Consider the following 26452-nt stretch of genomic DNA (forward strand, 5'->3'; position numbering starts at 1 on the left):
GTATGTAATTTCAATAAGTATATATACTTAAAAATTTTTGGAATTTAATTTTTTAGATTTGTTAACCATCATGACAGAAGTAGCAATGCCCACCCTAGTATTTATGGCTTACTTATTTAAAATCGCTGTACGTTAGAAAATTTTGTTAATTTGAACGTACTACTATTTTATATTTTAGATTTTGGATTGTGTAAGGCTTTTGACCAGTCTTTTGAGGGATCTATCTGTCACAACCGTTTTTTAACTTGCTAGGTAGTTAAACATAATTAATTACATAATGTTATACCGATTTTTTATGAGGCTGCATAGAATTCGATCCCCCCTAGCCCCCCTTTTTTAAGGGGGGAAAAGAATCAAAGTCCCCCTTTTTAAGGGGGATTTAGGGGGATCTAGATATATGCAACTTCATATTAAATTGGTATTAGTCATTGCGAATGTCGCGTTCGCCTTTGGTTTTCCCGAAGAGTAACGAATTTAAACAATCGCAATGGCTAGGATTGCTTCGCTCCGCTCGCAATGACGGTCAATATTTTGTTTAGGTACTTATACAGTTTTGAGTGCCATATCTGCTGACTACAAACTTGATTATCACTTTACCCCACCACCTCTTTTTGCTGTTGATAGCGGTTTTTAAACTGCCTTTGGCGTTGATTATGATCCACAATTGCGTCTGGGTAACCAACAGCGCGACGTTCTAAAGGCGTGATTTTACCTGTTACTAAATATTCCGTATCTAGAGAACGCAATTCTGGTAACCATTGACGGATATATTCGCCATCGGCATCAAATTTCTGAGCTTGGCTAGCTGGGTTAAAAATTCGCAATGGTTTCGCGTCCATACCGCTAGAAGCACTCCATTGCCAACCACCATTATTAGCAGATAAATCGCCATCAATTAGCCGTTGCATAAAATATTTCTCGCCCAATTTGGGATTAATTAATAAATCTTTGGTGAGAAAACTAGCAACAATCATCCGACAACGGTTATGCATCCAACCAATCTCATTCATTTGTCGCATAGCTGCATCAACAATGGGGTAGCCTGTTCTACCTTCGCACCAGGCTTGAAAATGTTCGTCGTTATCATCCCAAGGGAAATTTTTAAAAGTGTTGCGATATGCGCCATCGGCTAATTCTGGGAAATGATACATTGCATGTTGATAAAATTCTCGCCATGCTAATTCCTGTTGCCAAGTGCGGATATTAGCTTCAGTTTCTTCGCTGCGGCTATTTTCTAATGCTTCTAGGGTAGCTTGCCAAACGCTGCGAATCCCAATAGCACCAAATTTGAAAGCTGCACTCAGTTGAGATGTACCCTCAACGGCGGGAAAGTTGCGTTGTTCTTGATATTCGTTGATAGCAGCATGAGTAAATTCCTCAAGCCGCTTTTGCGCTGCGGCTTCTCCTGGGGGAAGAATTAAGCCACCATCCCAAATAAATCCTAAATCTTTAGCTGTGGGTAATGCGATCGCGCCTGCTTGTTTAGCTATTTCTTGTTGTTCTGGTGTTAAACCTGCGACATCATGTAGAGTTTCTACTGGTTTGGCTTTAGGTTTACTAATCCAATTTTTCCAGAAAGGCGTGTAAACAGTGTAAGCATTATTACTACCTGTAAAAATTTCTTCTGGTGTATGCAGAATTTGATCCCAATTTTTTTCTAAAAATCCGATACCTTTTTCTTTAAGAGCATCAATTATATTGCGATCGCGTTCTTGAGAATAAGGTTCTACATCCCAATTCCAAAATACAGCTTTGGCATTTAACGCCGCAGCTAGCCTGGGAATGGCTTTTACAGGATTATCTCGCAAAATTAACAGTTGACTACCTACTTGCGCATATCGCTGTTGTAAAGCTTGCAAACAGCCAATCATATAAGTTACGCGCACAGGTGCAACATCATCCCCTTCCAGAATATTCGGATCGAGACAAAATACCCCCACTACCTGAGAACTTTGTTGCCGCGCTGCCGCTAGTCCTGTGTTATCTGCAATTCGTAAATCCCGACGATGCCAAAATAAAATTAAATCAGACATTCTCTACTCACAATAGTGCGCCCGTACTAGTTTAGCTTAAACAGCAATTCATCTCACGCTCCCCTTCGGGTGAGGCGTGAGATGAATTGCGCGTGAGTTAACGACAGTTATGTGACCAAATTCTTCTGCAGGAAGAACTCTTAGCAGAACATGGAGGAAACGTAGCTTGCTTCCCAGAAGGGGTACAAATCTTGTGTTATTCTCTTTTATAGAGAACATCGTTTACTCTAATATGTTAAAGGTTGTCAAAGTTAGATTATATCCAGATGCCCAACAACAACAGTCTCTAGCGCAAGCTTTTGGCTGTTGTCGTTGGCTATGGAATTATTGCTTGAACTTGATGAACCAAACATATAAAGAAACTGGCAAGGGTTTGTCTGGATACGAAGTTAAAAAGATAATTCCCCAGTTAAAGAAAGAGTATGAATGGCTAACTTCGACATATTCACAATGCTTGCAACAGGCTTGTTTGAATTTGGGAGTAGCTTTTAATAATTTCTTTGAAAAAAGAGCTAAATACCCTAGATTCAAATCTAAACATGGTAAGCAGTCAATACAGTACCCTCAAAATGTCAAGATTTCGACTTCGCTCAATCTTGACCCTGAGCGAAGCCGAAGGGTCAAAGTTGCGGATAGTTATTTAAGCCTCCCAAAAATAGGCGATGTATCAGCAATAATTCATAGACCAATTGAGGGGAAAGTTAAGACTGTAACCATATCTAAAAACTGTTCCAACCAATACTTTGCGTCCATTCTATTTGATGATGGTATAGACGAGCCTTCCCCAAACACAGATGGCAAGGCAATAGGTATTGATTTGGGATTAACTCACTTTGCTATTACCAGTGATGGGTCAAAATTTGACAATCCTAGAATACTCAACAAGCACGAGAAGAATTTAAAACTTAAACAGCAACAGCTATCTAGAAAACAGAAAGGTTCTCAAAATCGAATCAAGGCTAGGAAAAAAGTTGCTAGAGTTCATAGGAAAATAACTAACTGTCGTGAAGATTTTCTGCACAAGCTATCTCGTAGGATAGTTAACGAAAACCAAGTTATTGTTGTGGAAAATCTTAATGTTAAAGGCATGATGCAAAATCATTGCTTGGCTAAGTCTATCCATCAAGTTGGATGGGGAATGTTTTGCACCATGTTGAAATATAAGGCAGAAATGGAAGGGAAGGTATATCAGGAAGTTGATAGATTCTTCCCCAGTTCAAAAACCTGTCATGTGTGCTTGAATCAAGTTGGCAGTTTGCCGCTAAATGTAAGATTCTGGACTTGCGAACACTGCCATACAAAACATGATCGGGATGTAAACGCAGCTATTAACCTCAGAGATGAGGGACTACGGATTTTGACATGCCAGTCGCCTCAAGTCGGGAAACCCGCCCACGGCGCTGGCTCCTCTGGAACGGGGGATAAAGCCTGTCGCCCAGATGTAAGTCGGAGTAAGGGAGGACGCAAGAAATCCACTACTGCGCTTTCTGTTGGACAGGAAGCCTACAGTGTACGCGAAGCGTCACTGTAGGTAGTTCACATTCTAATGTACCCTTAAGCATCAATCTAGCGATAAATTTCTTGGCACGGTAAGGGGGACAAGGAGGACAAGCGAGACAATTGTACAGACGCGATGAATCGCGTCTCTGCCCAATGCTCAATTCCCATTTTCCAGCTATATTTTTGCATTAACCTGGAGTTTTTTCCGGAACCAGTCAAAATCAATCTGTATACCCTTATATACAGAACGATTTATACCGAAACTGGGGCATACAACTATGAAGCCCCCATATATTACTTCTATCTCAAAACCGCTCTCAAGTTAATTTGGGCGGTTTTTGTTTATCTAAGAAGTTCCGTGTTTAAAAGTGATTTTGTTAATTCAATTGTCAGTTTCATAATTGCTTTACAGATAAGTTGTTATGCGGTTGAAAAATCAATATGCTTATGTCACTTGAATTAGTAATTAGGTTGGTGCAATTAAAGATAACTGGGGAAGTTTGTCAATAGTCAATAGTCAATAGTCAGTAATCTTCCTTGTCCCCCTTGTCCCCCTTGTCCCCTTTGTCCCCTAGGAAATATATCTGCTACTAATTTTATACAGGTGCGATCGCAACTATTTTCTCGGTTTCATCCACTGTAATCTTGGCTATACCAAAGCGTTCAATAATTGCCGCATTGGTGGTTAAATGACTGCTAATCTCTGAGGCGCGGTACTGACTAGCGCCAGATGCTAAAGTTGCAGGTAACAATAATTGATCTGCTAAATGTTCGTCAACTGGCGCGCCTGTGTGATGAAAGTGTAATAATTGCCGACATGCAATATCTGCAACTTTCTCAGCAGGTAAGCGCAAACGTCCAAAACCACCAAATCCCGTTAAGCTATTTTTATACTCAGCAGTTAAAAATACACCTGCCCCTGGTGCAATTCCCTTTTCCCGCAAAGCTTCGATAGCAGGTTTTAATCCCGCTTGACGCAATAAATTTTCTGTACGATTCGCCATCCGTTGCGCAATATGGGAAGCTAATTCCGTCACCACAGCTAGTCCCCGTACTTGGTGTAAGCTACCCCGTTCTAGTAACGTAATACCTTTAATTGTCCCACCACCATTGACCTTAATCTGCATTTCGCCCCCGCCTTGCGGATACCAACCCCAAGCGCGTAACTTTGCTGTCGCCTTAACTCCCATGCGGCGTAACATTGGTAAATACACTTGCTCAATGTATGTCATTGTTGGACTAAAAGGTACATGAGTCCCGCCTTTTAAAATCACTTGGGATTCCCCTGCTGTTAAAGCTAGAGGTAACAGCACAGTCTGCAATACCAAAGTCATCGCCCCAGCCGAACCACCTTGTTGTGCTTCTGTGACATCAAAAGTATATTGTCCTGGTTGCACTGCACTACTGGGAATAAATTCTAGCCGCATTGAACCTAAGGTATCGCCCCGGAGTTGCGCCTGACAGATTTTCGCCGCCGCCCTAACTGCTGTGAGATGTTGGGCGGCTAATCCCGGCTTTTTACGTTTAGCGCGAATACCTGCAATAGTTATCGCTTCGCCAGTGATAGCGGCTAAACTCAAGGAGGTACGCAGAACTTGTCCGCCCCCTTCTCCGTAGGAACCGTCAATTTCAATCATGGGCAATAGATGATTTTGAACCTTTGATTATAGCGGTTTACACTGGAGTGCAATACAAATTTTTCATTTTTCGGCAACTGTGTAGGTTGGGTTGAGGAACGAAACCCAACATCAAGCCATATTTATGAGATTATCGCGATCGCACACCATACCAGAGAAAATTTTACTCAAGCGCTAACGCACAGCAGGTTAAAAATCGCAACTAGAAAGCTGTGAAACGAGATAATAGAGCAAGCAACTAGAATTAACCGTGAAGCGATGCAATTAGAAGATTATTTTGACTTTATCTCTGCCGATGATATTCGCTTGAAAGGACACCGCATCGGCATTGACAATGTACTTGACTATTATTTAGAAGGATATACACCCGAAGAAATTGTTGCAAATCTACCCACTCTGACTTTAGAGCAAATTCACGCTACTATTACTTACTACCTCCATAATCGCGCACAAATTGACGCTTATCTTTTACGTTTAGCATCATGGCGCGAGCAGCGTTATCAAGAATCTATTGCTAATCCTTCAGCATTAGTGCAACGTCTGAGAACATTAAAATCTCAAAAAACTGAACAGCAGGTAGGCGCTTTGTGAAGGTTCGCTTTTTACTCGATGAAAATTTGTCACCCCGGTTAAAAGTAGCAGTTCTGCGGTTAAACCCTGCTATAGATATTGTGCGTGTAGGAGAGAATAATGCACCAGAACTAGGAACTTTAGACCCCGATGTGTTACGTTATCTAGAATTATCTCAAAGGTTGTTGGTAACAGATAATCGTACTAGTATGCCAGCACATATCGAAGCACATTGGGCAGAAAATAGACATATTTGGGGATTATTCTGGGTGCGTCCGAGAATACCAATAGGTCAACTTGCACAAGAACTTTTGCTAGTTTGGGAAACTACTGAGGCAGAAGAATGGATAGATCAGTTGGAATGGATTCCATTTTAGGCGATCGCTTGTGACTTTATCATCTTCACAAGAGCGATCGCACTAATTCAATCAAAAACCTAAACCTGTGTAGGTTGGGTTGAGGAACGAAACCCAACATTAAGCGATATTTGTCAAGCGATCGCGATCGCACAATATCCCACGTAGAATAGAAAAACAGCGATCGCACTAATTCAATTAAAAACCTGAACCTGCGTAGGTTGGGTTGAGGAACGAAACCCAACATTAACAGATATTTATCAAGCGATCGCGATCGCATACTATCCCACGTAGAATAGAAAAACAGCGATCGCACTGATTCAATCAAAAACCTAAACCTGTGTAGGTTGGCTTGAGGAACGAAACCCAACATTTAAATACATTTGTCAAGCGATCGCGATCGCACAATATCCCACGTAGAATATCAAAACAGCGATCGCACTAATTCAATCAAAAACCTGAACCTGTGTAGGTTGGGTTGAGGAACGAAACCCAACATTAACCGATATTTATCAAGCGATCGCGATCGCACAATATCCCACGTAGAATATCAAAACAGCGATCGCACTAATTCAATTAAAAACCTGAACCTGCGTAGGTTGGGTTGAGGAACGAAACCCAACATTAACAGATATTTATCAAGCGATCGCGATCGCATACTATCCCACGTAGAATAGAAAAACAGCGATCGCACCGATTCAATCAAAAACCTAAACCTGTGTAGGTTGGGTTGAGGAACGAAACCCAACAATGAGCGATATTTGTCACATTATCGCGATCGCATACTATCCCACGTAGAATAGAAAAACAGCGATCGCCTTCATAACTCAATCATTCCACCTCAGAACACAAAACTTCGAGCTAAAAACAGGAACGTTCTCGTTTGTAACAGGAAACTTCGAGTTCAGAACATAAAACTTCAAGCTAAAAACAGGAACGTTCTCGTTTGTAACAGGAAACTTCGAGCTAAAAACAAGAATGTTCTCGTTTGGAACATGAAACTTCAAGCTAAAAGCTTAATGGATGAGGTTAAAAACGAGAATTTTACTGTTCTGAGGAGAACTGAGCGCGAAAATATGCTAAATTTTCACGTACAGTAACAGTATGGGGATGATTCACCCCTAATTGTCGCTCAAAAATATCCAAAGCTTCCACATAAAAAGGTTCAGCTGCGCTGTATTTTCCTTGGGAAAGCACAATTCATTTGCTAAAAATAATCAAAATTTATTTATATTTGTCTTAGCAGTTGGGTTTAATGGACTTTTACTCAACAGTAAAATCTCACAAATACATTTGCTCAAGCCATACTATATCTATTAACGCTAAAGTCATAATATGACTACCAACATCACAATCCCAATGCAAGCTGATAAATACCCTTTTGCGCAAGAACTGATTACTGACACGGAAGGTAATATCCGCAAAGTAGTCATAGATTTTCATGATTATCTCCGGTTGCTAGAAGCTATTGAGGATGAAGGACTCATCTTAGCAATGAAGAAAGTAGAACAGGAAATACCTCTAAACATTGATGAAGCATTAGCACAACTATAAACATCTAATTTGATTTCTAAAAAAACGCTAAAATGAACAATAAAGCAATACAGCGACAGATAAAATATGACTACTAAAGAATTATTAATTGAAGAAATAGAAAACTTACCACCAGAATTACTCACAGAAGCACTTAATTTAATTAGAGAAATCAAAGCCACTCATACAACAAAACATTCTCATACAAATAAATTACATGGTTCGACAGCTGAAGATTTACTAGAATTTGCCGGCACTTGGTCAGGTGATGATATTAAAGAATGTCTTCAGCTTGTACATGATTCTCGACTGCCACTAGAATTTTAAGCATGTATTTACTTGACACAAATCATTGCAGTTATTTGATAGAAGGTGAAGCAAAAGTTGTCAATTACTTTCGGGAATTAGGAAAGGTGAGACTTGCAACCTGTGCTATTGTTGCAGGCGAACTCAGATTTATGGCTCAAAACTCCCAACAAAAAACTGCAAACCTCATCAAAATTAGAGCATTTCTTAACCGCATAGATATTTATCCAATTGATGATGAGACAGCAGAGATTTACGGAGATTTAAAGAATGACATTATTAAAAAATTCGCCCCCAAAGAAAAGAGTAAACGTCAAAAAACTTAACTACAAGAAATTGGTATAGGTGAAAACGATCTGTGGATTGCAGCTACACTTTTACGCCATTCATTAATTCTCGTAACATCAGATAGTGATTTTCAAAGAATGCGTCAAGTCAGGGAATTTCCTGTAGAAAGTTGGATTTAATTTATTTAATTTAGGAGTCGTGTAAAAATAAGTTGAACAATTTAATATTTGTAGTGCGGGCAGCGTTCGACTGAGCGCTCACGCCGAAGTCTTGCCCGCACGAGCAAGATGCTCGCACTACTTATTTTTACTTGATGCCTTACTTAATTTAATTTGCTAATTACTCATGAACAGCACATCACAACAACAAAAAGCAATTACAGCCTTTGGTGATTTTGTCTCTACACCCCTAGATACCTTGCTACAACAGCATCTAGAAACACCAACTCAATCAGCAGTTTTAGCTTTATTTCACGATGTCGCTGCAAATGTGCCAGCATACCAAGCCTTTCTCAAAGAACAGGAAATCGATCCCGCAACGATCCAGAGTTTAGCAGATTTTCAAAATTTACCCGCGATCGCCAAAAATAATTATATCTCCCGCTATCCCCTCACCGACTTGTGCCGCAATGGGCAGTTATCCGAATGCGATATGATAGCCGCTTCCTCCGGTTCCACAGGTAAACCCACATTTTGGCCGCGTTTTTTCAGCGATGAACTACAAATCGCCACCCGCTTTGAGCAAATTTTTCACGACAGCTTTTATGCAGATACCAAACGCACCTTAGCAGTAGTTTGCTTTACCTTGGGTACATGGGTAGGGGGAATGTTTACCACTAACTGCTGTCGCTATCTGGCGAGTAAAGGTTACCCCATCACAGTCATTACCCCAGGAAATAATAAAACAGAAATCTTCCGGGTAGTTCAGGAACTCGGCGCAGGATTTGACCAAGTTGTATTATTAGGATATCCGCCGTTTCTGAAAGATGTCATTGATACGGGTATTGCTCAAGGTGTGCAATGGCAGCAATATCATATCAAGTTAGTCATGGCGGGAGAAGTCTTTAGTGAAGAATGGCGCAGTTTGGTTGCAGAAAGGATAGGTGCGTCAAATCCTTGTTATGATTTCGCATCCCTTTACGGAACTGCTGACGCCGGTGTATTAGGGAATGAAACACCCTTGAGTATCTGCATTCGCCGTTTCTTAGCTCAAAATCCCGATGCAGCCAAAGCCTTATTTGGCGAATCGCGTCTGCCAACTTTGATACAATATGACCCCATCAGCCGCTTTTTTGAAGTTGAGGATCGCACATTACTATTTTCCGGGAATAATGGTATTCCCTTAGTGCGTTATAACATCTTAGATACAGGTGGCATTATTAGTTATGACGCCATGCTGAAATTTTTAGCAACATGGGGATTCGATCCCATCCATCATCCAGATATCTGCATTGCATCTCAAGCTGTGAGAGGGATTCGTCCCCTACCGTTTGTCTATGTATTTGGACGTTCTAACTTTACAGTTTCTTACTTTGGTGCCAATATATACCCAGAAAATGTCACAGTCGGCTTAGAGCGATCGCCAATTTCCCAATGGGTAACAGGTAAATTTGTCTTGCAAGTACAAGAAGACACAGACAAAAACCGCTTTTTATGCATAGTTGTGGAGTTAGCACCGGGAATTGAAGCTAGTGAAGATAAAAAACAAGCGATCGCATCTTCAATTCTCTCCCAACTGCTGCGTCTCAACAGCGAGTTTGCTAACTACGTTCCCCCAGAATATCAAATGCCACAACTTGCATTAGCTCCCACCGGCGATCCAGAATATTTCCCCATAGGTGTAAAGCATCGTTACACCCGCCAATAATCTTACCTATGGCATTGTTGATACAACGATAATAAAGTACATTCCCAAACAAGGCGCGGCTGGGCGTAGCAAAGTAAAGCTTTACGCGCTTTGTCGAGTTGTTTGATTATCTCTGGTTTATACCATTGTTGCCAGTATATTTGCTGAAGATAATCAACTAACCATAGCTGTGCTTCTGTATCTAAACCCTTATCAATTGTTTTCGCTAACTCCAGCGCTTGACGGTAAGATGCAGGTGCTTTTTTCACAGCTTCTAGTAACTCAGGGGGGATAGATTGGAGTTGCTGATAAGATGCGATCGCACTTCCCGCACTACCTGCGGCTATACTCAACAATGGGGGATTCTGCAAAACCTCTGAATGACCGGATTGAGTTAACACTTCAGCTAAAACAGACTCATCCAAGCGAGAAAAGGGAATGCGTTGACAGCGTGACACCAATGTTGGTAACACAGAGTCAGGTGTAGGTGCAATTAAAATCAAAGTCGCCTGTCCTGGTTCCTCCAAAGTTTTGAGTAACGCATTAGCTGCTGCTTCCGCCATAGTTTCTGCTTGTTCCAGCACTACAATATTTCTTGGTGCTTCCAAAGGGGGACGACCAAGAAATTCTGTAATTTGCCGAATTTGCTCTAACCTAATCACAGGTGGTGCTTTCCGCTTCACACCCTTCTCACCTGCTTCTTTGGCTGTGAGTAACTGTCCTTGATATTGGTAAGTAGGTTCTACCCACAATACATCTGGGTGGTTACCTTGCAGCAAGCGATTATGTAAAGACGAAATTAATTTTGTCTCTACAAAACTCGCAAAGAGAAATTCAATAAAGCACCGCGCTGCTAAACTCCGTCCCACCCCATCCGGCCCCACAAATAGATAAGCTGGTGCGACGCGATTTTGTTTCACCGCCTGAGTTAATAATTCTATAGCTTGTTGCTGTCCTAAAAGTGGTTGAAATGGGGCATGGGACATGGGGCATGGGGCATGGGGCATGGGGCATTGGGCATGGGGCATTGGAAATTTGTTATTTATCTTCCTAGCCCCTAGTCTCTAGCCTCTATCCTAGCAATAGGCGATCGCGTAAAATGCCTTGAATGGTTTGGTGTACAATTTCTTTACTCAAACTGCCATCGATGCGGATAATTCTTTCGGGAAAAGCTGCGGCTAAATCTGCGTAACCTTGCTGTACGCGCTGGTGAAAAGCGATGGTTTCTTGTTCAATTCGGTCTAAACTTGCTTCCGCGCCACGTTTACGCGCCAGTCCGACTTCTACATCCACATCTAACCAAATCGTCAAGTTGCTTTGTAAACCCCCAGTAGCAATATAATTGAGCTGGTCAATTAAACTCATATTTAACCGCCGACCGTAACCTTGATAGGCAATAGTCGATTCAACATAGCGATCGCATAAAATATACTTACCCTGGGCTAAATAGGGTTTAAGTTCTTGTTCCACATGTTGCGCTCTATCAGCAGCATATAACAATAGTTCTGTTACCTCTGCGATCGGTTTATTATCAGCCTTTTCTAACAACAAGCGGCGCAAATCTAAACCTAATTCTGTTCCTCCTGGTTCTCGCGTCAAGAATACGGAAATACCCATATTTTGCAACCAAGCTTGACAAAGCTGCATCTGGCTTGTCTTTCCGCAGCCTTCCACCCCTTCAAATACAATTAATTTGCCACCCATGCTGTTAATAAACTTTTTTGCTGACGTTTTATTACGCTAACAGCTTCTAAGTACTTTTGCTCCCAGATAAATGGGAACTCTAGATAGTGAAAGAAGTAGATTATTCCCAATTCTGTCATCATGTCTAATTGCGATCGCGATCCTGTTAACCAATCTTTGCATGGAAACTTAACTAGAAGCTTAAGTTCACTAGAAACTTGGGGCTTTGGTCTAACAGGTCATATCCTATGGATAGCAGTAATTCCCGCAATTCATGCAGCATTAGGTTCCCAAGCTATCTTTGTGTGGATTCCGGCTGTTCTCTGTGGGATGTTACTTAACTATCAAATGCAGCATTTGGGATTTCACTTGCAAAATATCGCTGGCGGAACTCCTAACTATGCAAGTCATTTGCTGAAGCGGTATCCAGGTTTAGCTCGCTATGCTGCATTAGGATATTATTTCAGTTGGGTATCGGTGTTACCAGTTAACGCCATTGTCTTGACAGACTTAATTGAGGTAAATTTGGCAGCTTTGGGTATTAGCTGTCCTAAACTATTGTTAGAAATTGGCTTAACCTTACTTCCCTTTGTTTTGGCATTTAGTGGTACTCGTGCCCTAAGTATTCTACATTTATTTTTTGTTATCCCAGCATTTGGTTTACTCCTGATTTTTTCCGCCCAAGGACTTGGCTGGTTAGCTTTCTCATCAGCTAGCCCTGGCTTTTTCCCAGAAAATTTATCCTTAATTAGCTTTGGAGATTGGGCTAAGTGGTTTCTTTACGTTACCTATGCCACTTATGCTTGTGAAACTGCTGCTTCTTTTGTGGCTGACAGCCATCATCCTAGCAAAACTCTCTTCAGTCTCAAAGTAGCTGCTTGGTTAATGTTACCAATTTATTTAGGTGCATCTTGGGTAGTGATGCGTTTAGCTACAGATGCTAACCTCAAAGATAGTGCTTTTTTAAACTTGCTTGCTGCTGCCAAACCCTTTTGGGGAGATGGGGCTGCTTTAATTATCACATTTTTACTCAGCGCTTCTTGTCTTTTAGCCTGTGCAACAGTGGTTTCTAATTGTCCGCGTATTTTGTATCAATTAGCGCAAGATAGTCATCTCGCGCCAGTGTTTGCCGTAGTATCTCGGCGGGGTGTATTTGGCCCTGCTTTAGCATTAACACTAGTACTTAGCCTGGGTTGCTTAATTTGGGGAAATGTCGCTGCGATTGTGGTTGTTGGTAATGTCGGCTGGTTTATCTCGATTATGGCTGTACATCTAGGAATCTGGTTACAACGGAACAAACCACAAGTATTATTTCCGCGAATTACATTAGGTATTTTGCTGGTAGAAGTAGCAATTTTGTTTGTCGGTGGATTAGCTTGGGGATGGCGAGAATTTTTGCTGGGTTTATTTCTTCCCATTGGGATTATAGGGATTAATGCTGCAATCTGCCGCTTTGCATTTTCTCCTTTCCGTCCCCGTTGGTGGATGAAATATGAGCGATCGCGCCCAGCGATAATTATCAAAGATTCTGTAATGCTTCAAGTTAGTATCTTGATTTTGCTGTTATGTAGTACTGTTACCATCGGTTGGGTATTTGGTTTTCAGCTAAATCATACTACAAATAGCGAAGGCGAAAATTTATTTGTTGTCTTGCTGATGACTATTGCTTTTGTCGGAGTTGCGATCGCTTGTTGGACAAGTTTACCTCAAGTAGTAGCGATCGCAGAAGCCAGAGAAGCTGCCGAACATTTATTTACAATTGCTCAAGATGCTATTCTCGTCACAGATGAACAAGGGATTATCAACCAAGCAAACCCCGCCACAGAATTATTATTTAATATTCATCCATCCGATTTGTTAGGAAAACACCTTAACAAATTGTTACCAGAATTAGCTGTAAATCCCCAACAATGGGCAAAACGCAGCGAACAAACTTTCACCCACAAAGCCAATAGCAAAGTTTTAGAAGTAGCAATTTCCGATCGTCCCCATCAACATTTTCAAGAATATGTAGTTATTCTCCATGACATTACCAAACGTAAACAAGCAGAAGAAATATTACGCAATTCTGAGGCACAATTAAAAGCAGAAGCTCAACAATTAGCTAGTCAACTAGTACAAAGCGAAAAAATGTCTAGCTTAGGTCAGTTAGTAGCCGGAGTTGCCCATGAAATTAATAATCCAGTTAATTTCATCTCAGGAAATATCATTCCTGCCGATGAATATATTCAAGATTTATTGAAATTAATCGAACTTTACCAACAGCATTATCCCCAACCTATTCCAGAAATTCACAGTCATGCCAAAAAAATTGATATTGACTTTATCATTAGTGATTTACCCCGCTTACTCAATTCGATGAAAGTTGGCGCTGATAGAATCACAGAAATTGTGCTTTCTCTACGCAATTTTTCCCGATTAGATGAGTCAGAAATGAAGGCAGTAAATATTCATGAAGGTATCGATAGTACTTTACTGATTCTAGCTCATCGCCTCAAAGCTAATGATAAACGTCCAGAAATAAAAGTTATTAAAGAATATGACAATCTTCCTTACATAGAATGCTATCCCGGACAACTGAATCAAGTATTTATGAATATTTTGGCCAATGCTATTGATGCTTTAGAAGATGCATTTTTTACGCAAAACCAACTTCAAAATATGCAGATTAGTGTGAAAACTTTATTAACAATCAATCAACAAGTGTTAATTAAAATTAGCGATAATGGTTGGGGAATTCCTGAAGATTTACACCAGCGATTATTTGAACCTTTTTTCACTACCAAACCTATTGGTAAAGGTACTGGTTTAGGTTTATCTATTAGTTATAAAATTGTCACAGAAAAGCATCAAGGCAAGTTACATTGTAAATCTGCCCTCGGCAAAGGTACAGAGTTTACAATTGAAATTCCCCTGCATCAAAACCAGATAAACAATTAATTGATCACCGCGATCGCTAATGTGCGATCGCATTCAAAAATCTATCATATGGGTTTAGCGGTGCTAAACCCAGCAAAATCTATTGACAACTGATACCAATTTCAATAATCTTTGCGACACATCAAAATATTCTAGAGGGCATGGCAGTGCCAGTGCCCCTACAATCTGTCGCATTCTTTTTTCCAATTGGTATGACTCTTGTACAGACGCGATTCATCGCGTCTCTGATTATTGACAAATTAGCCTTTATTTGCAATAGCAATTGGTAAAACCTGATTCAACTTACCACTGCGATAACCTTCTAAATCTAAGGTTACGTAAATAAACCCAAATCCTTGAAAAGCCGAGACTACTTGCGGTAAATCTGTAGTTAATACAAATTCTTTAATTTGTTCTGGCGGTAATTCAATCCTGGCTGTATCGCCTTCCGAACGCACCCGCAAATTCTTTAACCCCAGTTTCCGTAAGTAAATTTCTGCTCTCCCCACACGTTGTAACTTAGTAACAGTAATCTCTTCACCATAGGGGAAGCGGGAACTCAGACAAGGTTGCGCGGGTTTATCCCACCAAGGTAAACTCAGTTCTTGGGAAAGCTGGCGCACTTCCATTTTACTCACACCAACTTCCGCTAAAGGCGATCGCGCACCTCTTTCTTTCGCTGCTTGAATTCCTGGGCGATAATCGTGTAAATCGTCAGCGTTAACTCCATCCACAACGTAGGGATAACCCAATTCCCTAGCTAAAGGCTTGAGTGTGTCGTGCAATTCGCTTTTGCAGAAATAGCAACGGTTAACAGGATTAGAGGTGTAATTAGGATTGTCCATTTCGTTTGTTTGGACAATTTGATGAGGAATCCCAATCGTTGCCGCTTGAATTTTCGCATCTTCCAATTCTTCCGGCAATAGCGACGGAGAAACAGCCGTCACAGCCAAAGCGCGATCGCCTAAAACATCATAAGCTATTTTAGCAACCAAAGTACTATCAACACCCCCAGAGTAAGCAATTAGCGCCTGCTCCATTTCTGCAAAGATAGCTTTGAGTTGCGCAAGTTTTTCGGTTATTGTCATTTTTCTAGCCCTACCGCAATCCTATAGCACCCAACAAATTCTATTGTAGTTACTGGTAATAAGTAACCAGCATTGTTTTGCAGGCGATGTCTACGATGGTCACTGAGCTTGCCGAAGTGCGGGCTACGCCTACGCAGTTGCCAATTTGCCAGGTTGTGAGATCGCCCTAGACAAAACAATGGGAAATTTTTATCATGAAATTATCAAATAATTTATTGTAAATATAATGCTGAGTCTAAGTGATATCCATCCCCTCTCAGAATTCCAGAGGGGTGCAAAAGCTTTTCTGGCAAGGCTCAAAGAAACCAAAGCACCAATGGTTCTGACTGTTAATGGCAAAGCTGCTGTCGTTGTTCAAGATGCTGAAAGCTACCAGCAACTTCTTGAAAGGATTGAGTTACTTGAGTCTATTGCGGGTATCCGAAAGAGTATTGAGGAGTTCGAGCAAGGAGAAGGTATGCCTCTAAAGGAAGCCTGGAAGCAGCTAAGGGAAAAATATGGCTTACCAGATTGAAATCTCGCCTACCGCAGTAGCAGATATAGAAAGTATTTTTCTTTGGATTAAGGAGGATTCACCGGAACGTGCTTATCAATGGGTAAGAGGATGTTATGAAATTATGTTAACGCTGGAAAATTTTCCGAAGCGTTGCTCACTGGCTCTCGAAAGTAAATATATGGGAATTGAGGTTCGTCAACTTCTCTATAAAAAGCAATTCCATATTTTATTCACTGTGAGTGAAGCAGTCGAGCAACAGGAGGGAATTGTGCGTATTCATCGTGTTCGCCGTGGTTCTCAACAGAAGCTCCAAAGTATAGATCAACTCTTTGGTGATGAACTAGAAATGTAAAGCACCGTTATTGGTTGGTTTTGTGAGTTATGCTGTCGAAGGGCGCACCCTTGTATCTTAGAAGCAGCGATCGCACTTTTGCTTTGTCGGATCGCCAGCAGCAGAAGCTTCTGAAGAGCGATCGCTCAGACTGAATAATTCGTTTAGGCGATCGCCCCATTGTCAAAATATCAGAGTAGACAGGCGATGTCTACGATGGTCACTGAGCTTGCCGAAGTGCGGGCATTGGTGTCAACTTTAGCTAAAAGCTATATAGGGCAGATGTTGTGCAAAACCCTCTCGCCCTCATCCCCTAACCCCTTCTCCCCAAGGAGAAGGGGAATTGGATCTCTAGCTCCCCTCTCCCCTGGGGAGAGGGGCTGGGGGTGAGGGCAAAAACCTTGCTACAAAGCGGGTTTCACGTTAAGTTGACACCAATGAAGTGTGGACTACGCCTACGCACTTTAACAGAGACAGTAAACAGACGAGATGCGATCGCAATTTTCATTTTTGCCCATCCCTTGAGCGATCGCGTAATTTCATAATTTATAGTTCAGATTATTATGTTATAATTTTCTTACCTTCAATTAAGCTCGTCGGATAAGTGGTAGGTTATCCACATTGAGCCGCAAAATGACCCAAAAAAAATCGATCCGCCACAGGCGGAAGGGTTAAAGAAGGGAAAAAGAAACAGAGCAAAGGGCACAAGTGCTAAAGAAAAGAGGGTTAGTTAAGTCCTCCCGAACGCGCAGACAACACGAAAACCATTAACGTCGTTGCGGATGTCGCGGATATAGTTGAGGCGAGACGCAGAACGGCAGAATTTAGGAATGTAGATCCAGGAACCGCCCCGCAGTACGGCAACATCGTTTATGCCACCAAGCCAAGCTGAACCGTCTGAAGGCGCGCCATTGTAATTATCATGCCGATTATCAGCACACCATTCCCAAACATTCCCGTGCATATCATATAAGCCGAAGGCATTGGCTACCTTAAAGCTGCCTACAGGGTTTGTTTGTTTACGGTACTTGCCTTTAGAGCCAGCACCATAGGTGTAGTTACCATTATAGTTCGCTAACTCTGGGGTAATAGTCTGACCAAAATGGAACGGGGTAGAAGTTCCAGCACGGCAGGCGTATTCCCATTCAGCTTCACTAGGCAATCGGTAGTTTTGTCCAGTAGCTTTTGAGAGCCTAATACAGAACTCTTCTGCATCATACCACGATATTTGTTCTACAGGTAAGTCTGCTCCTTTAAAATAAGATGGGTCGGGTTGAAGTTCGCGCTTAACTTGAGGGAGAGCAGCCACAGCCTTCCATTGGGCTTGAGTTACAGCATACTTACCCATAAAGAAAGGTTTGATAGTGACTCGGTGCTGAGGTCGCTCTCTGTCACTGCTTCCCGCTTCCGTTTCCGGTGAACCCATTGTAAAAGTTCCCCCTGGGATGGCGACCATTTCCAGGGTGACACCGGGACTGAGTTGTTCTGTGAAATATTCGGCTTCTTTGGTTTCGCTTTTGATGATTGTTCCCCAGGCGTTGACGGTGACAACATTAAAAGCAAATTTCTGGTAAATTGAAATTTTTGGAGGCGTAGGATTCAGCTTTGCCAAAATCTCAAAAGCAAAAGCACTCGCATGACATGCAGCTATTTCTTGAGAACCAGCCGCATCAGCTGCACTTTTACCATCAATCAAATCTGAAATGCCGCGAATAATCAAAGCCGAAACTTGACGGTTAGCATGAGCAGCTTCTAGCAAACCCCGTCCTTCCATTTCCACAGCAACGGCATCATTATAATTATCCCGCAAAAACTGCCAAATACTCGACTGAGTGGAAGCAATTACCTTTTCCCCGGCGGCGATGGGTGCAACCAAGACGCGGGGGGATGGATTTGCTGTAAATTCCACTCTTTGCAGCCAGTCTGTTTTTCTCGCTTCTACCCTCGCGCGCTCTGTCAAATCATAAGTCGAAAGTCCGACATCCGGTCTGGGTTTAAAAGTTACTTCCACCTTCCCAGACTCATAACCATAAACCTTGGTAGCGGCGACGACATCCCCAAGTTGAACATCCTTAATACCGCCAGCAACGCCGACAAACAAGATCACATCGGGATGGAAAAAGTTAATGGCTCTTTCTGCTGCGAAAGATGCTCCTGTATTTCCTGCGCCAATCTCCGCAATTCCCACTTCCCAAGCCTCAAATTTACCTCGTTCATAAATTGTTCCTTGGGGATGTTTTACCTCCACGAGGTTAGTCAGATGTGTACGTACAGCTTCATATTCTACAGAAATAGCAGTCAGGATAACAGCACAAGGCATAGGTGAGAATATTGTCTAAAATTAAACTTATTTTACTATTGTGACGGGTTTTGCTTAATTTACCATAAGCAAATATAGAGTTCAGATTTGATTTGGGAAATAATATGTAGCAATGCCCAGGCTACACATATTAGGAAAATACCATGAGCGATCAAAAATCCATGTTAGAAGTTTATCTTCATGAATACGAAAAACTCAAAGAAGAGCAAGCCCAAAGAATTGGTTTTCGAGATAACCTGCTTTATGTGACACTAGGAGTATTTGGTGCAGTTGTTTCCTTTTCAGTCACCAATAAAGCCAATTATTATGCATTACTGGTAATTCCTTGGGTTTCTCTGATATTGGGCTGGAATTATTTGGTGAATGATGAGAAAATTTCCGCTATTGGCAAATATATTCGCCACAAACTCACAGAAAAAATCAAAGAACAAACAGGCCATCCAGAGATTGAATCGATATTTGGTTGGGAAACAGTTCACAGAAGTGACAAAAACCGCAAACGCCGCAAAATAGAACAGTTGATTATTGATGAAATAACTTTTGTGCTTTCCGGTGTAATTGCATTAGTCGCCTTTTGGTTGTTAGTATCAAATCCTCCTGTAGCTGTGAATATTCTTGGGGTTCTTGAACTTATACTTTTACTGATTTTAGCTATAGAGATTATTATTTATGCTGACTTAGGCAAGGGTAAATAAATTTCCCAGTAAGTAGGTAGTTGGAATTAAATATAAGATGGACGTAGGTTGGGTTGAGGAACGAAACCCAACACCCGCATGGGTTACGCTATCGCTAACCCATCCTACAAATAATTATGTCTCCCTACTTAATCAAAGTTTCAATCTGCGCGATCGCTTCCCAATTCCAAACATCCCAGCAAAAGCGATCGCCAATACATTTTATTCTGACGCCTCAGATGTTGATATCAATTGTCAATCAGGTTTACTATATTTTGCTACCAAATTAGGACGTAGGTTGGGTTGAGGAACGTAGACGCGGAGCGACTTCCCGAAGGGTAACCCAACACCCGCATGGGTTACGCTATCGCTAACCCATCCTACAAATAATTATGTCTCCCTACTTAATCAAGGTTTCAATCTCCGCGATCGCTTCCCAATTCCAAACATCCCAGCAAAAGCGATCGCCAATACATTTTATTCTGACGCCTCAGACGTTGATATCAATTGTCAATCAGGTTTACTATATTTTGCTACCAAATTAGCTAATAAAGGTAAATCAATCGGTTTAGAAATATAGTCATTCACGCCAGCCGCAAGACAAGTATCGCGATCGCCTGTCATTGCCATTGCTGTTTGAGCAATAATGGGAGTCTCACTATACTGCTGATTTTCTCTTAATTGCCGCACCAAGTTAAGACCGCTATCATCCGGGAGATTCACATCCATTAAAATCACTGCTGGTGTGAGATTTTCCAAATATTCCCACATTTCCGCCGCATTTTTCGCCCAAGTCACTTGATAGCCCAATTTTTCTAAATAAATCTGCATCAATTTAGCGTTGTTTAGGTCATTCTCCACTAGCAAAATGTCGATAAAAGAGCTAGGAGCGTGAATAATCGGCGGTAAAGCCGATAAATCAGAAACTTCACTTTCAATTCCTTCTAAATCCCCAACAGGATTGAGCGGAAGGATAATAGTAAACCGCGAACCGCGATTTAGCTCCGATTCAACTTCCACAGAACCACCGTGAACTTCTGCGAGTTTGCGCGTCACCGCTAAACCTAAACCAGTACCTTCACTCTTTGCGATGGAGTTAGCAGTTTGGAAATAAGGTTGAAACAGTTTTGCTTGGTCTTCTGGGGAGATACCTGTGCCAGTATCCCAAACTGTAAAATGGACAAAACTACCTTTAGCCAAAACCCTTAAACCAACACTACCTGTAGTTGTAAACTTAAGCGCGTTGAATAGTAAATTCAACAGCATTTGTTTCAACCTTAAGGAGTCGGCTACCAAAGTTGTCACATTGGGATCTATATCTAAAAGCTGCTTTAAACCTTTATTGGCAGCTTTTTCCTTCACTAATGCCATTACATTCCGGCATAGTGTCGGCACATTAACAATTCCCCACTCAACCTCTAGCTGATTGGCTTCAATTTTAGAAAGATCCAAAATATCATTGATAAGCGCTAGCAGGTGCTTACCGCTCGATTGAATAATATTTAAATATTCTTGATGACGTTCTTTTGTGGGATCGTAACTCTGAGCTAACAACAGGTGAGTGAACCCGATAATTGAACTCAACGGGGTGCGGATTTCGTGACTGGTATTAGCCAAAAACTGATTTTTCAGTTGATTGGTACGTTCCAGTTCTCGATTAGAACTACTCAAATATTGCGACTTTTGTTGCCAAGATTGAAGTTGTCTTAGCTGTGCTAAGGCGACATTACAGTATTTGACGGCTCGTGCTACTAATTGCAGCTTCATTTGCGCTTCTAAAGCTTTGGCGGGATCTCCATCCAATCGCTTAGAAGTTGAGGCAATAATTAGCCAAGCAATCATTCCCCCAGAATCATCGCTCAACTGCCAAGCGCTTGGCGGTTGTTGATGCTCTAGGTGCTGTAAATCTTCAAGTTCTATGGGTTCATCTAATCTTAAACGTAGCTTTTTACCTTTTTTAGAAATGGTTTCTAAATGTGGAAGTTGTGCTCGTCGGGATGACGATGGAGAAACATAACAGACTCTACCAGTTATTTCTTGCGGTTGGAACAGAGCGATCGCTACCTTACTGTTATTTAAAGCATGGTTGAGATCGTTGACCAAAATTTGGAAAATATCTGCTTCTGGGCTTCTTTGCTGTGGCAAAGTAGTACAAGCAGAAAGCAGGCAATCATTGAGATTGCTTTGCAACTGGTTCAAGCTACGCTCTAGCCACAACTCGGTGCTAAGTTGCTGGATTGTGGTCAAAAGTGTTGGAGTTGCATCTATCGGAGAGTTCTGTTCTGGTAAGCTTGAATACTGCTGCATGGTCAACTAGACCGCTTAACAAGTTTAGCTTCGCACAAGAGTGCGAACAGGATTTCATGTATACTAGCGCACATTTGTTTTTATTTATCAAGCATAACCTATAGTGCCTCATAGTGTCGAATGTGACGAAGATCCCACAATTTAATGTACGAAATCACTCAGCCTGGAATTTCTTAATATCAACTTAAGACTTATGGATACACAAATTGTTCAATTAATTATTAACGGAATTGCTGTGGGGAGTATTATCGCTCTCGCCGCAGTTGGACTTACCCTCACCTATGGGATTTTACGGTTGTCAAATTTCGCCCACGGTGACTTTCTGACTTTGGGCGCTTATTTAACCCTGTTAGTGAATACCACAGGTATAAATATTTGGTTGTCAATGATAATAGCCGCAGCCGGAACAGTCTTAACAATGCTGTTATCCGAAAAGTTGCTGTGGTCAAGAATGCGCAATCTACGTGCTACTTCTACTACCTTGATTATTATATCTATCGGACTGGCCTTATTTTTACGTAATGGCATTATTCTCATCTGGGGTGGTAAAAACCAAAATTACAATTTACCTGTGATCCCAGCGTTAGATATTTTTGGCTTAAAAGTACCGCAAAATCAGTTATTGGTATTGGGTTTAGCCGTGCTGGCAATTTTGGCGCTGCACTACCTATTACAAAACACAAAAATCGGCAAAGCGATGCGAGCCGTTGCCGATGATTTGGATTTAGCCAGAGTTTCCGGGATTAATGTAGACCAAGTAATTCTTTGGACTTGGATAATTGCGGGCACTCTCACATCCCTGGGGGGCAGTATGTACGGGCTAATTACGGCTGTGCGCCCGAATATGGGATGGTTTTTGATATTGCCCTTATTTGCTTCCGTAATTTTGGGAGGAATTGGTAACCCTTATGGTGCGATCGCTGCTGCTTTTATCATTGGCATAGCGCAGGAAGTCAGCACCCCTTTACTCGGTTCTCAATATAAACAAGGTATAGCGCTGTTAATCATGATTTTGGTGCTGCTCATCCGTCCCAAAGGTTTATTCAAAGGCACGATTTAAGCAGCACCAAATTGCTAACTATTCAATGATATGGAAGTAGTAAGCCGCAACTAACAAGTTGATCGCCAACAAGAACAATGCCCAACCAGTACGGAAGGGGTACGGAGGTTTAGCACCACTGTCAGCAACTGGGGAATTAGCAGTTTTATCAGCCATTAGTCTGTTCTCCTAAATTTCAGGACTTTTTAAGAAATACCAAACAGATGTCCCTCTTGCCCAGATTCTTTAAAAATATTTGTGTATTGGGTGTTGGGCATTGGGCATTGGGCATTGGGCATTGGGCATTGGGCTAAAAGTCAAAAGTCAAATAGAATTCTTAATTCTTAATTTTGAATTTTGAATTTTGAATTTTGAATTGTTTGTCCCCCTTCCCCAGCATGGTAGGAACTGCGCACGAGGGGCGCGGAACGGACATGGCTGAATCCCATTTGCCATGCTTGCTTGCCAAGTTCGTCAAATTCTTCAGGAGTCCAGTATTTTTGTACTGGTAGATGTTCTAAAGATGGTCGCATGTATTGCCCAATCGTCAGGCGATCGCATCCGACGGCGCGTAAATCGGCCATTGTTTCGAGAACTTCTTCCACAGTTTCCCCATGTCCCAGCATTAAACCTGATTTAGTAGGGATTGAGGCATCAAGTTCTTTCACCATTGCCAGTACATGCAAAGAGCGATCGTACTTGGCTCCCCGACGCACTGGCCCGGTTAAACGGCGCACTGTCTCAATATTATGGTTAAAACAAGCTGGCTTCGCTTTCACAACCATCTCTATCCGTTGATGTTGCCCTGCTTCCCCAGAGCCAGCACCACCCCAAAAGTCTGGTGTCAGCACTTCAATTTGCGTTTCTGGGTTCAACTGGCGAATGGTTTCCATTGTTTTGACAAAATGCCCCGCGCCTTGATCTGCTAGGTCATCACGGGCGACAGAAGTCAGCACCACATAACGTAATCCCAAAAGCTGCACTGCCTCGGCTACCTTTTGCGCTTCTTCTGGGTCAATGGGCATTGGTGCATGACCTTTATCTACTTGACAAAATGCACAAGAACGTGTACAAGTAGGGCCCATTAGTAAAAAAGTTGCAGTTTTTTGGGCATAGCATTCCCCACGGTTAGGGCAGCGTCCTTCTTCGCAAATTGTGTGAATTTGGCGCTGCTTAATAATGCGTTGTACGGTAGAGAGTTCACTAGCTTTGCCGATAGAACGACGCAGCCAGCTAGGCATAGCCATAATTTCTGACTTGAGTTGGGCTTGTTGTGACGAAGTCATAGAAATCCAAGCAAGATCCGAAGGTATTGTAGGGCAAGTTTCCTATGCTTTAAGGCAAGGTAAAAGCCTTAAATATCACCATGACACAATTTGCCAAGAATATAGGCAGAAGTTTTTTCCAACACATTGGGGAACATCTCTTATCCCGGAATATACTATCCCCCAATCAAGAGAAATTTTGGATATAGTGGGATAATTCTCAAGGTCAATCGGCAATGTTGCCATCTCCATCCATAGTTTTTGTTAGAGTAATCAGTCGTGGCAAGTAATAAAATCTTAGTTATTGATGACACCACAGTTGTCAGAGTAAAAGTACGAGAAATGCTGCCTCCTGGCAATTTCGAGGTTGTAGAAGCGAAAGACGGGATGGAAGGACTCAATTTCATCCTGCAAGAAAAATTTAGCTTGATCATGTTGGATTTTCTCTTACCCAAAATGAGTGGGTGGGAAGTTTTCCAACACATTCAATCTCAACCGGAATTAAGGAAAATTCCCTTAGTCATGATGTCTGGGCGCAAGGAAGAGGTAACGGAGAAAATATCCGAACCTTTTGAGTATTTTGAATTTTTGGGTAAGCCCTTCGATCAAAAGCAACTCATTAGCGCGATTAAATCAGCAATGACAAAAGCTAAACAGGTACGCCCAGAACCTACTTTAGTTGGTGCAGGCGCGACTGTTCATCATCCTCCAGCATCGGTTGCTGTTAATGGTAATAGCACAGTAACAAGTTCTAGTACTGGTAATGGAGCAGTGAAACCTGCTGTTGTGGAATCATCTGCTTCTGCTGCGGAAATTGAAATGCTCAATGAAAAAATTACCAAGATGCAAGCAGAAATTGATAGTTTGAAGAAACAGCTAACTCAAGTTGTGACATTTATTAAACAAAAAATCAAATAGCATTTGCGTAAGCTATGAGTAATTTTTGTCAGTCCAAAAAGTGATTAATTTATGGTTGATTTCACAAAAATTGTTCTATCTGCTAATTTTTGTGAGTTTTGATAGCAACCAAAAAGTTATTTATCGTCTTCTGGAAGAAGATGTATAAATGTTGCTGATTTTCCAAAATGCTGTTAGGTATTTTTGAATAACGTCAGTCAGTGATTGCACCAAACTATATTACAACAAGTAAATCTACTTGAAACACTTACCGATGACAAGTAACGTTGAGGATTAGCAATTGCTGATCAAATTCTTGTCGCAAAACACGGGTAACTCTTGAGGTAAATTCTGTGCCTGGATAAGGTTCTAAATTTAGCATGACCATTCCTCTTGAATAAACAGGAATTGTATAAAAGGTGTCAGTAGTAAGTTGTAAAGATGTGAGAAAACTGTATGTATAAAGATGGGGTATTTAACAGATAGCAATATAAATGCTAAAAAACCTGCTATCAAGTAGCTGTTTATTAGTGGCTAAGTATTGTAAGTTACCAAAAATTGGCAAAAAATCTCTGGCTTTTAGCTGATGCGATCGCCTGATTTCTAATGAGATGATGATAATTCCTCAAGTCGGCAACCGTCGTTGTTGTCTACAATAAAAATAAACGCAGTTATCAATACAACCGCAGAGGTTGTATTGCGATCGTTTGATGTTTTGAGAAATTATCACTATGAATCCCATCTTAAAACGCACAATTCTACCAGGTTTAATGGCTGCAAGTTTAGCCGGTGGTACCTTAGTGCCGGCTCAACCAGCTTCGGCTGATATTTTAAAAGATATCGGCATTGGTGCTGGTGCTGGTGTAGTATCTGGTGCTGTTAGAGGGCGTGGTTCGGTTGTCAACAATGCTATTAAAGGTGCAGCTGCGGGTGCGGCTGTGAATGCAGTACATGGTACCAGAAGACAGGCCAGAAATCGCCGAGTTGGTAACTTAGGTCAAGATATGGGTGTTGGTGCAGCAGCTAGTACAGTTACAGGTATCATTCTTCATGGTACCAAGGACACCTTAGGCGATGCGGTTGATGGCGCTGCTGCGGGTGCGGCGATTAATGGCATTAGAAATGGACAAAGAAATCGGTAATTTGTAATTCATAATTTGTAGCTAAAAGATTAACTACGAATTATGAATTACGGATTTAGTTGTGGGTTTAATTAATTTAAATCACATCTAATTTAAGGGTTTAGCGGTGCTAAACCCTTAAATTATCTATGGCTAAGAATCTTGCTACTAATCCCCTAAGTTTAAGGAGGAAGATTTTTCTGTTAGTGGATTTTATTTTGGCTTTGAAGATGAAATTGATACA

The 26452-nt window shown here is 41.5% G+C and carries 27 protein-coding genes and 1 pseudogene; 16 read left to right on the forward strand and 12 right to left on the reverse strand.

Annotated features, from left to right (window positions below):
• Nucleotides 1-593: 593 nt before the first annotated feature.
• Nucleotides 594-2033 (reverse strand): deoxyribodipyrimidine photo-lyase, 8-HDF type, encoded by a 1440-nt coding sequence (locus AACW45_RS36220; protein ID WP_190630596.1) that lies wholly within the window; start codon nucleotides 2031-2033, stop codon nucleotides 594-596.
• A gap of 232 nt (nucleotides 2034-2265) precedes the next feature.
• Here AACW45_RS36220 and AACW45_RS36225 point away from each other — a divergent pair, with 232 nt between their 5' ends.
• Entirely contained in the window at nucleotides 2266-3564 is a 1299-nt protein-coding gene (locus AACW45_RS36225; RefSeq protein WP_190630597.1) for an RNA-guided endonuclease InsQ/TnpB family protein, read from the forward strand.
• A 565-nt stretch (nucleotides 3565-4129) separates the two neighbouring features.
• Here AACW45_RS36225 and rtcA read toward each other — a convergent pair.
• Complete coding sequence (gene rtcA / locus AACW45_RS36230; protein WP_190630599.1) at nucleotides 4130-5170, reverse strand: RNA 3'-terminal phosphate cyclase; 1041 nt, start codon at nucleotides 5168-5170, stop codon at nucleotides 4130-4132.
• A 258-nt stretch (nucleotides 5171-5428) separates the two neighbouring features.
• On the opposite strand from rtcA, the gene AACW45_RS36235 reads away from it, so the two are divergent.
• Nucleotides 5429-5761: a DUF433 domain-containing protein gene (locus AACW45_RS36235; RefSeq protein ID WP_190630601.1), complete on the forward strand. Its 333-nt coding sequence runs from the start codon at nucleotides 5429-5431 to the stop codon at nucleotides 5759-5761.
• Nucleotides 5758-6117 (forward strand): DUF5615 family PIN-like protein, encoded by a 360-nt coding sequence (locus tag AACW45_RS36240; protein WP_190630602.1) that lies wholly within the window; start codon nucleotides 5758-5760, stop codon nucleotides 6115-6117. The genes AACW45_RS36235 and AACW45_RS36240 overlap by 4 nt, the downstream gene beginning before the upstream one ends.
• Nucleotides 6118-6142: 25 nt before the next feature.
• On the opposite strand, the gene AACW45_RS36245 is transcribed toward AACW45_RS36240, so the two are convergent.
• The 3 genes from AACW45_RS36245 to AACW45_RS36255 all read right to left on the reverse strand — a co-directional run bounded on the left by AACW45_RS36245 (nucleotide 6143) and on the right by AACW45_RS36255 (nucleotide 7293).
• A complete protein-coding gene (locus AACW45_RS36245; protein WP_190630605.1) occupies nucleotides 6143-6424 on the reverse strand; it encodes a hypothetical protein in 282 nt (93 codons plus the stop codon).
• A 222-nt stretch (nucleotides 6425-6646) separates the two neighbouring features.
• Entirely contained in the window at nucleotides 6647-6802 is a 156-nt protein-coding gene (locus AACW45_RS36250) for a hypothetical protein (RefSeq protein ID WP_190630607.1), read from the reverse strand.
• A 338-nt stretch (nucleotides 6803-7140) separates the two neighbouring features.
• Nucleotides 7141-7293, reverse strand: coding sequence for a tetratricopeptide repeat protein (locus AACW45_RS36255; RefSeq protein ID WP_313933746.1), 153 nt, complete (start codon nucleotides 7291-7293; stop codon nucleotides 7141-7143).
• A gap of 138 nt (nucleotides 7294-7431) precedes the next feature.
• Here AACW45_RS36255 and AACW45_RS36260 point away from each other — a divergent pair, with 138 nt between their 5' ends.
• From AACW45_RS36260 to AACW45_RS36275, 4 genes and pseudogenes are all read left to right on the forward strand, one after another.
• Entirely contained in the window at nucleotides 7432-7650 is a 219-nt protein-coding gene (locus tag AACW45_RS36260; protein WP_242045577.1) for a hypothetical protein, read from the forward strand.
• 66 nt (nucleotides 7651-7716) lie between these two features.
• The gene (locus AACW45_RS36265) at nucleotides 7717-7956 is read left to right on the forward strand and encodes a DUF2281 domain-containing protein (protein WP_190630610.1); all 240 of its coding nucleotides are present in this window, start codon (nucleotides 7717-7719) and stop codon (nucleotides 7954-7956) included.
• Between the two features lie 2 nt (nucleotides 7957-7958).
• Nucleotides 7959-8402: pseudogene (locus tag AACW45_RS36270) on the forward strand (type II toxin-antitoxin system VapC family toxin).
• 166 nt (nucleotides 8403-8568) lie between these two features.
• Complete coding sequence (locus AACW45_RS36275; protein WP_190630612.1) at nucleotides 8569-10089, forward strand: phenylacetate--CoA ligase family protein; 1521 nt, start codon at nucleotides 8569-8571, stop codon at nucleotides 10087-10089.
• Between the two features lie 2 nt (nucleotides 10090-10091).
• Here the strand turns inward: AACW45_RS36275 and AACW45_RS36280 are convergent, their stop codons facing one another.
• Both AACW45_RS36280 and tmk read right to left on the reverse strand, forming a co-directional pair.
• Complete coding sequence (locus tag AACW45_RS36280) at nucleotides 10092-11054, reverse strand: DNA polymerase III subunit delta' (protein WP_190630698.1); 963 nt, start codon at nucleotides 11052-11054, stop codon at nucleotides 10092-10094.
• A gap of 85 nt (nucleotides 11055-11139) precedes the next feature.
• The gene (gene tmk / locus AACW45_RS36285) at nucleotides 11140-11772 is read right to left on the reverse strand and encodes a dTMP kinase (protein WP_190630613.1); all 633 of its coding nucleotides are present in this window, start codon (nucleotides 11770-11772) and stop codon (nucleotides 11140-11142) included.
• Nucleotides 11773-11892: 120 nt separating this feature from the next.
• Between tmk and AACW45_RS36290 the strand changes: the two genes are divergently transcribed.
• The gene (locus AACW45_RS36290) at nucleotides 11893-14691 is read left to right on the forward strand and encodes an ATP-binding protein (RefSeq protein ID WP_190630615.1); all 2799 of its coding nucleotides are present in this window, start codon (nucleotides 11893-11895) and stop codon (nucleotides 14689-14691) included.
• A 239-nt stretch (nucleotides 14692-14930) separates the two neighbouring features.
• Here AACW45_RS36290 and larE read toward each other — a convergent pair whose 3' ends face one another.
• Nucleotides 14931-15758, reverse strand: coding sequence for an ATP-dependent sacrificial sulfur transferase LarE (gene larE / locus AACW45_RS36295; RefSeq protein WP_190630616.1), 828 nt, complete (start codon nucleotides 15756-15758; stop codon nucleotides 14931-14933).
• A 226-nt stretch (nucleotides 15759-15984) separates the two neighbouring features.
• Between larE and AACW45_RS36300 the strand changes: the two genes are divergently transcribed.
• Together AACW45_RS36300 and AACW45_RS36305 are read left to right on the forward strand one after the other, a co-directional pair.
• Complete coding sequence (locus AACW45_RS36300; protein ID WP_190630619.1) at nucleotides 15985-16272, forward strand: type II toxin-antitoxin system Phd/YefM family antitoxin; 288 nt, start codon at nucleotides 15985-15987, stop codon at nucleotides 16270-16272.
• On the forward strand, nucleotides 16256-16606 hold the full coding sequence (locus AACW45_RS36305) for a type II toxin-antitoxin system RelE/ParE family toxin (RefSeq protein WP_190630621.1): 351 nt from the start codon (nucleotides 16256-16258) through the stop codon (nucleotides 16604-16606). Before AACW45_RS36300 ends, AACW45_RS36305 begins: the two co-directional genes overlap by 17 nt.
• A gap of 709 nt (nucleotides 16607-17315) precedes the next feature.
• Here the strand turns inward: AACW45_RS36305 and AACW45_RS36310 are convergent.
• Nucleotides 17316-18905 (reverse strand): SUMF1/EgtB/PvdO family nonheme iron enzyme, encoded by a 1590-nt coding sequence (locus tag AACW45_RS36310; RefSeq protein ID WP_199331021.1) that lies wholly within the window; start codon nucleotides 18903-18905, stop codon nucleotides 17316-17318.
• 143 nt (nucleotides 18906-19048) lie between these two features.
• Here AACW45_RS36310 and AACW45_RS36315 point away from each other — a divergent pair, with 143 nt between their 5' ends.
• From AACW45_RS36315 to AACW45_RS36325, 3 genes are all read left to right on the forward strand, one after another.
• Nucleotides 19049-19600: a hypothetical protein gene (locus AACW45_RS36315; RefSeq protein WP_190630623.1), complete on the forward strand. Its 552-nt coding sequence runs from the start codon at nucleotides 19049-19051 to the stop codon at nucleotides 19598-19600.
• Between the two features lie 37 nt (nucleotides 19601-19637).
• Complete coding sequence (locus AACW45_RS36320) at nucleotides 19638-19886, forward strand: hypothetical protein (RefSeq protein ID WP_206758476.1); 249 nt, start codon at nucleotides 19638-19640, stop codon at nucleotides 19884-19886.
• 85 nt (nucleotides 19887-19971) lie between these two features.
• The gene (locus AACW45_RS36325) at nucleotides 19972-20124 is read left to right on the forward strand and encodes a hypothetical protein (protein ID WP_190630627.1); all 153 of its coding nucleotides are present in this window, start codon (nucleotides 19972-19974) and stop codon (nucleotides 20122-20124) included.
• Here the strand turns inward: AACW45_RS36325 and hrmK are convergent.
• Complete coding sequence (hrmK, locus tag AACW45_RS36330) at nucleotides 20090-21886, reverse strand: hybrid histidine kinase/response regulator HrmK (protein WP_190630629.1); 1797 nt, start codon at nucleotides 21884-21886, stop codon at nucleotides 20090-20092. The two genes, AACW45_RS36325 and hrmK, sit on opposite strands and share 35 nt — an antisense overlap.
• Before the next feature lie 193 nt (nucleotides 21887-22079).
• Between hrmK and AACW45_RS36335 the strand changes: the two genes are divergently transcribed.
• Nucleotides 22080-22946, forward strand: a complete 867-nt coding sequence (locus tag AACW45_RS36335) for a branched-chain amino acid ABC transporter permease (RefSeq protein ID WP_190630631.1) — start codon at nucleotides 22080-22082, stop codon at nucleotides 22944-22946.
• An 18-nt stretch (nucleotides 22947-22964) separates the two neighbouring features.
• Here AACW45_RS36335 and AACW45_RS36340 read toward each other — a convergent pair whose 3' ends face one another.
• Both AACW45_RS36340 and lipA read right to left on the reverse strand, forming a co-directional pair.
• On the reverse strand, nucleotides 22965-23102 hold the full coding sequence (locus tag AACW45_RS36340) for a photosystem I protein PsaX (protein WP_190630633.1): 138 nt from the start codon (nucleotides 23100-23102) through the stop codon (nucleotides 22965-22967).
• Nucleotides 23103-23269: 167 nt separating this feature from the next.
• Nucleotides 23270-24211 carry a lipoyl synthase gene (gene lipA, locus AACW45_RS36345; protein WP_190630636.1) on the reverse strand — a complete coding sequence of 314 codons (942 nt, stop codon included), beginning with the start codon at nucleotides 24209-24211 and terminating at the stop codon, nucleotides 23270-23272.
• A gap of 258 nt (nucleotides 24212-24469) precedes the next feature.
• Here lipA and AACW45_RS36350 point away from each other — a divergent pair, with 258 nt between their 5' ends.
• Nucleotides 24470-25108 carry a response regulator gene (locus AACW45_RS36350; RefSeq protein WP_190630638.1) on the forward strand — a complete coding sequence of 213 codons (639 nt, stop codon included), beginning with the start codon at nucleotides 24470-24472 and terminating at the stop codon, nucleotides 25106-25108.
• A gap of 710 nt (nucleotides 25109-25818) precedes the next feature.
• Nucleotides 25819-26229 (forward strand): hypothetical protein, encoded by a 411-nt coding sequence (locus AACW45_RS36355; RefSeq protein WP_190630641.1) that lies wholly within the window; start codon nucleotides 25819-25821, stop codon nucleotides 26227-26229.
• Nucleotides 26230-26452: the final 223 nt, after the last annotated feature.

Source organism: Calothrix sp. FACHB-168 (assembly GCF_963889195.1).
GTDB lineage: Bacteria > Cyanobacteriota > Cyanobacteriia > Cyanobacteriales > Nostocaceae > Aulosira > Aulosira anomala_A.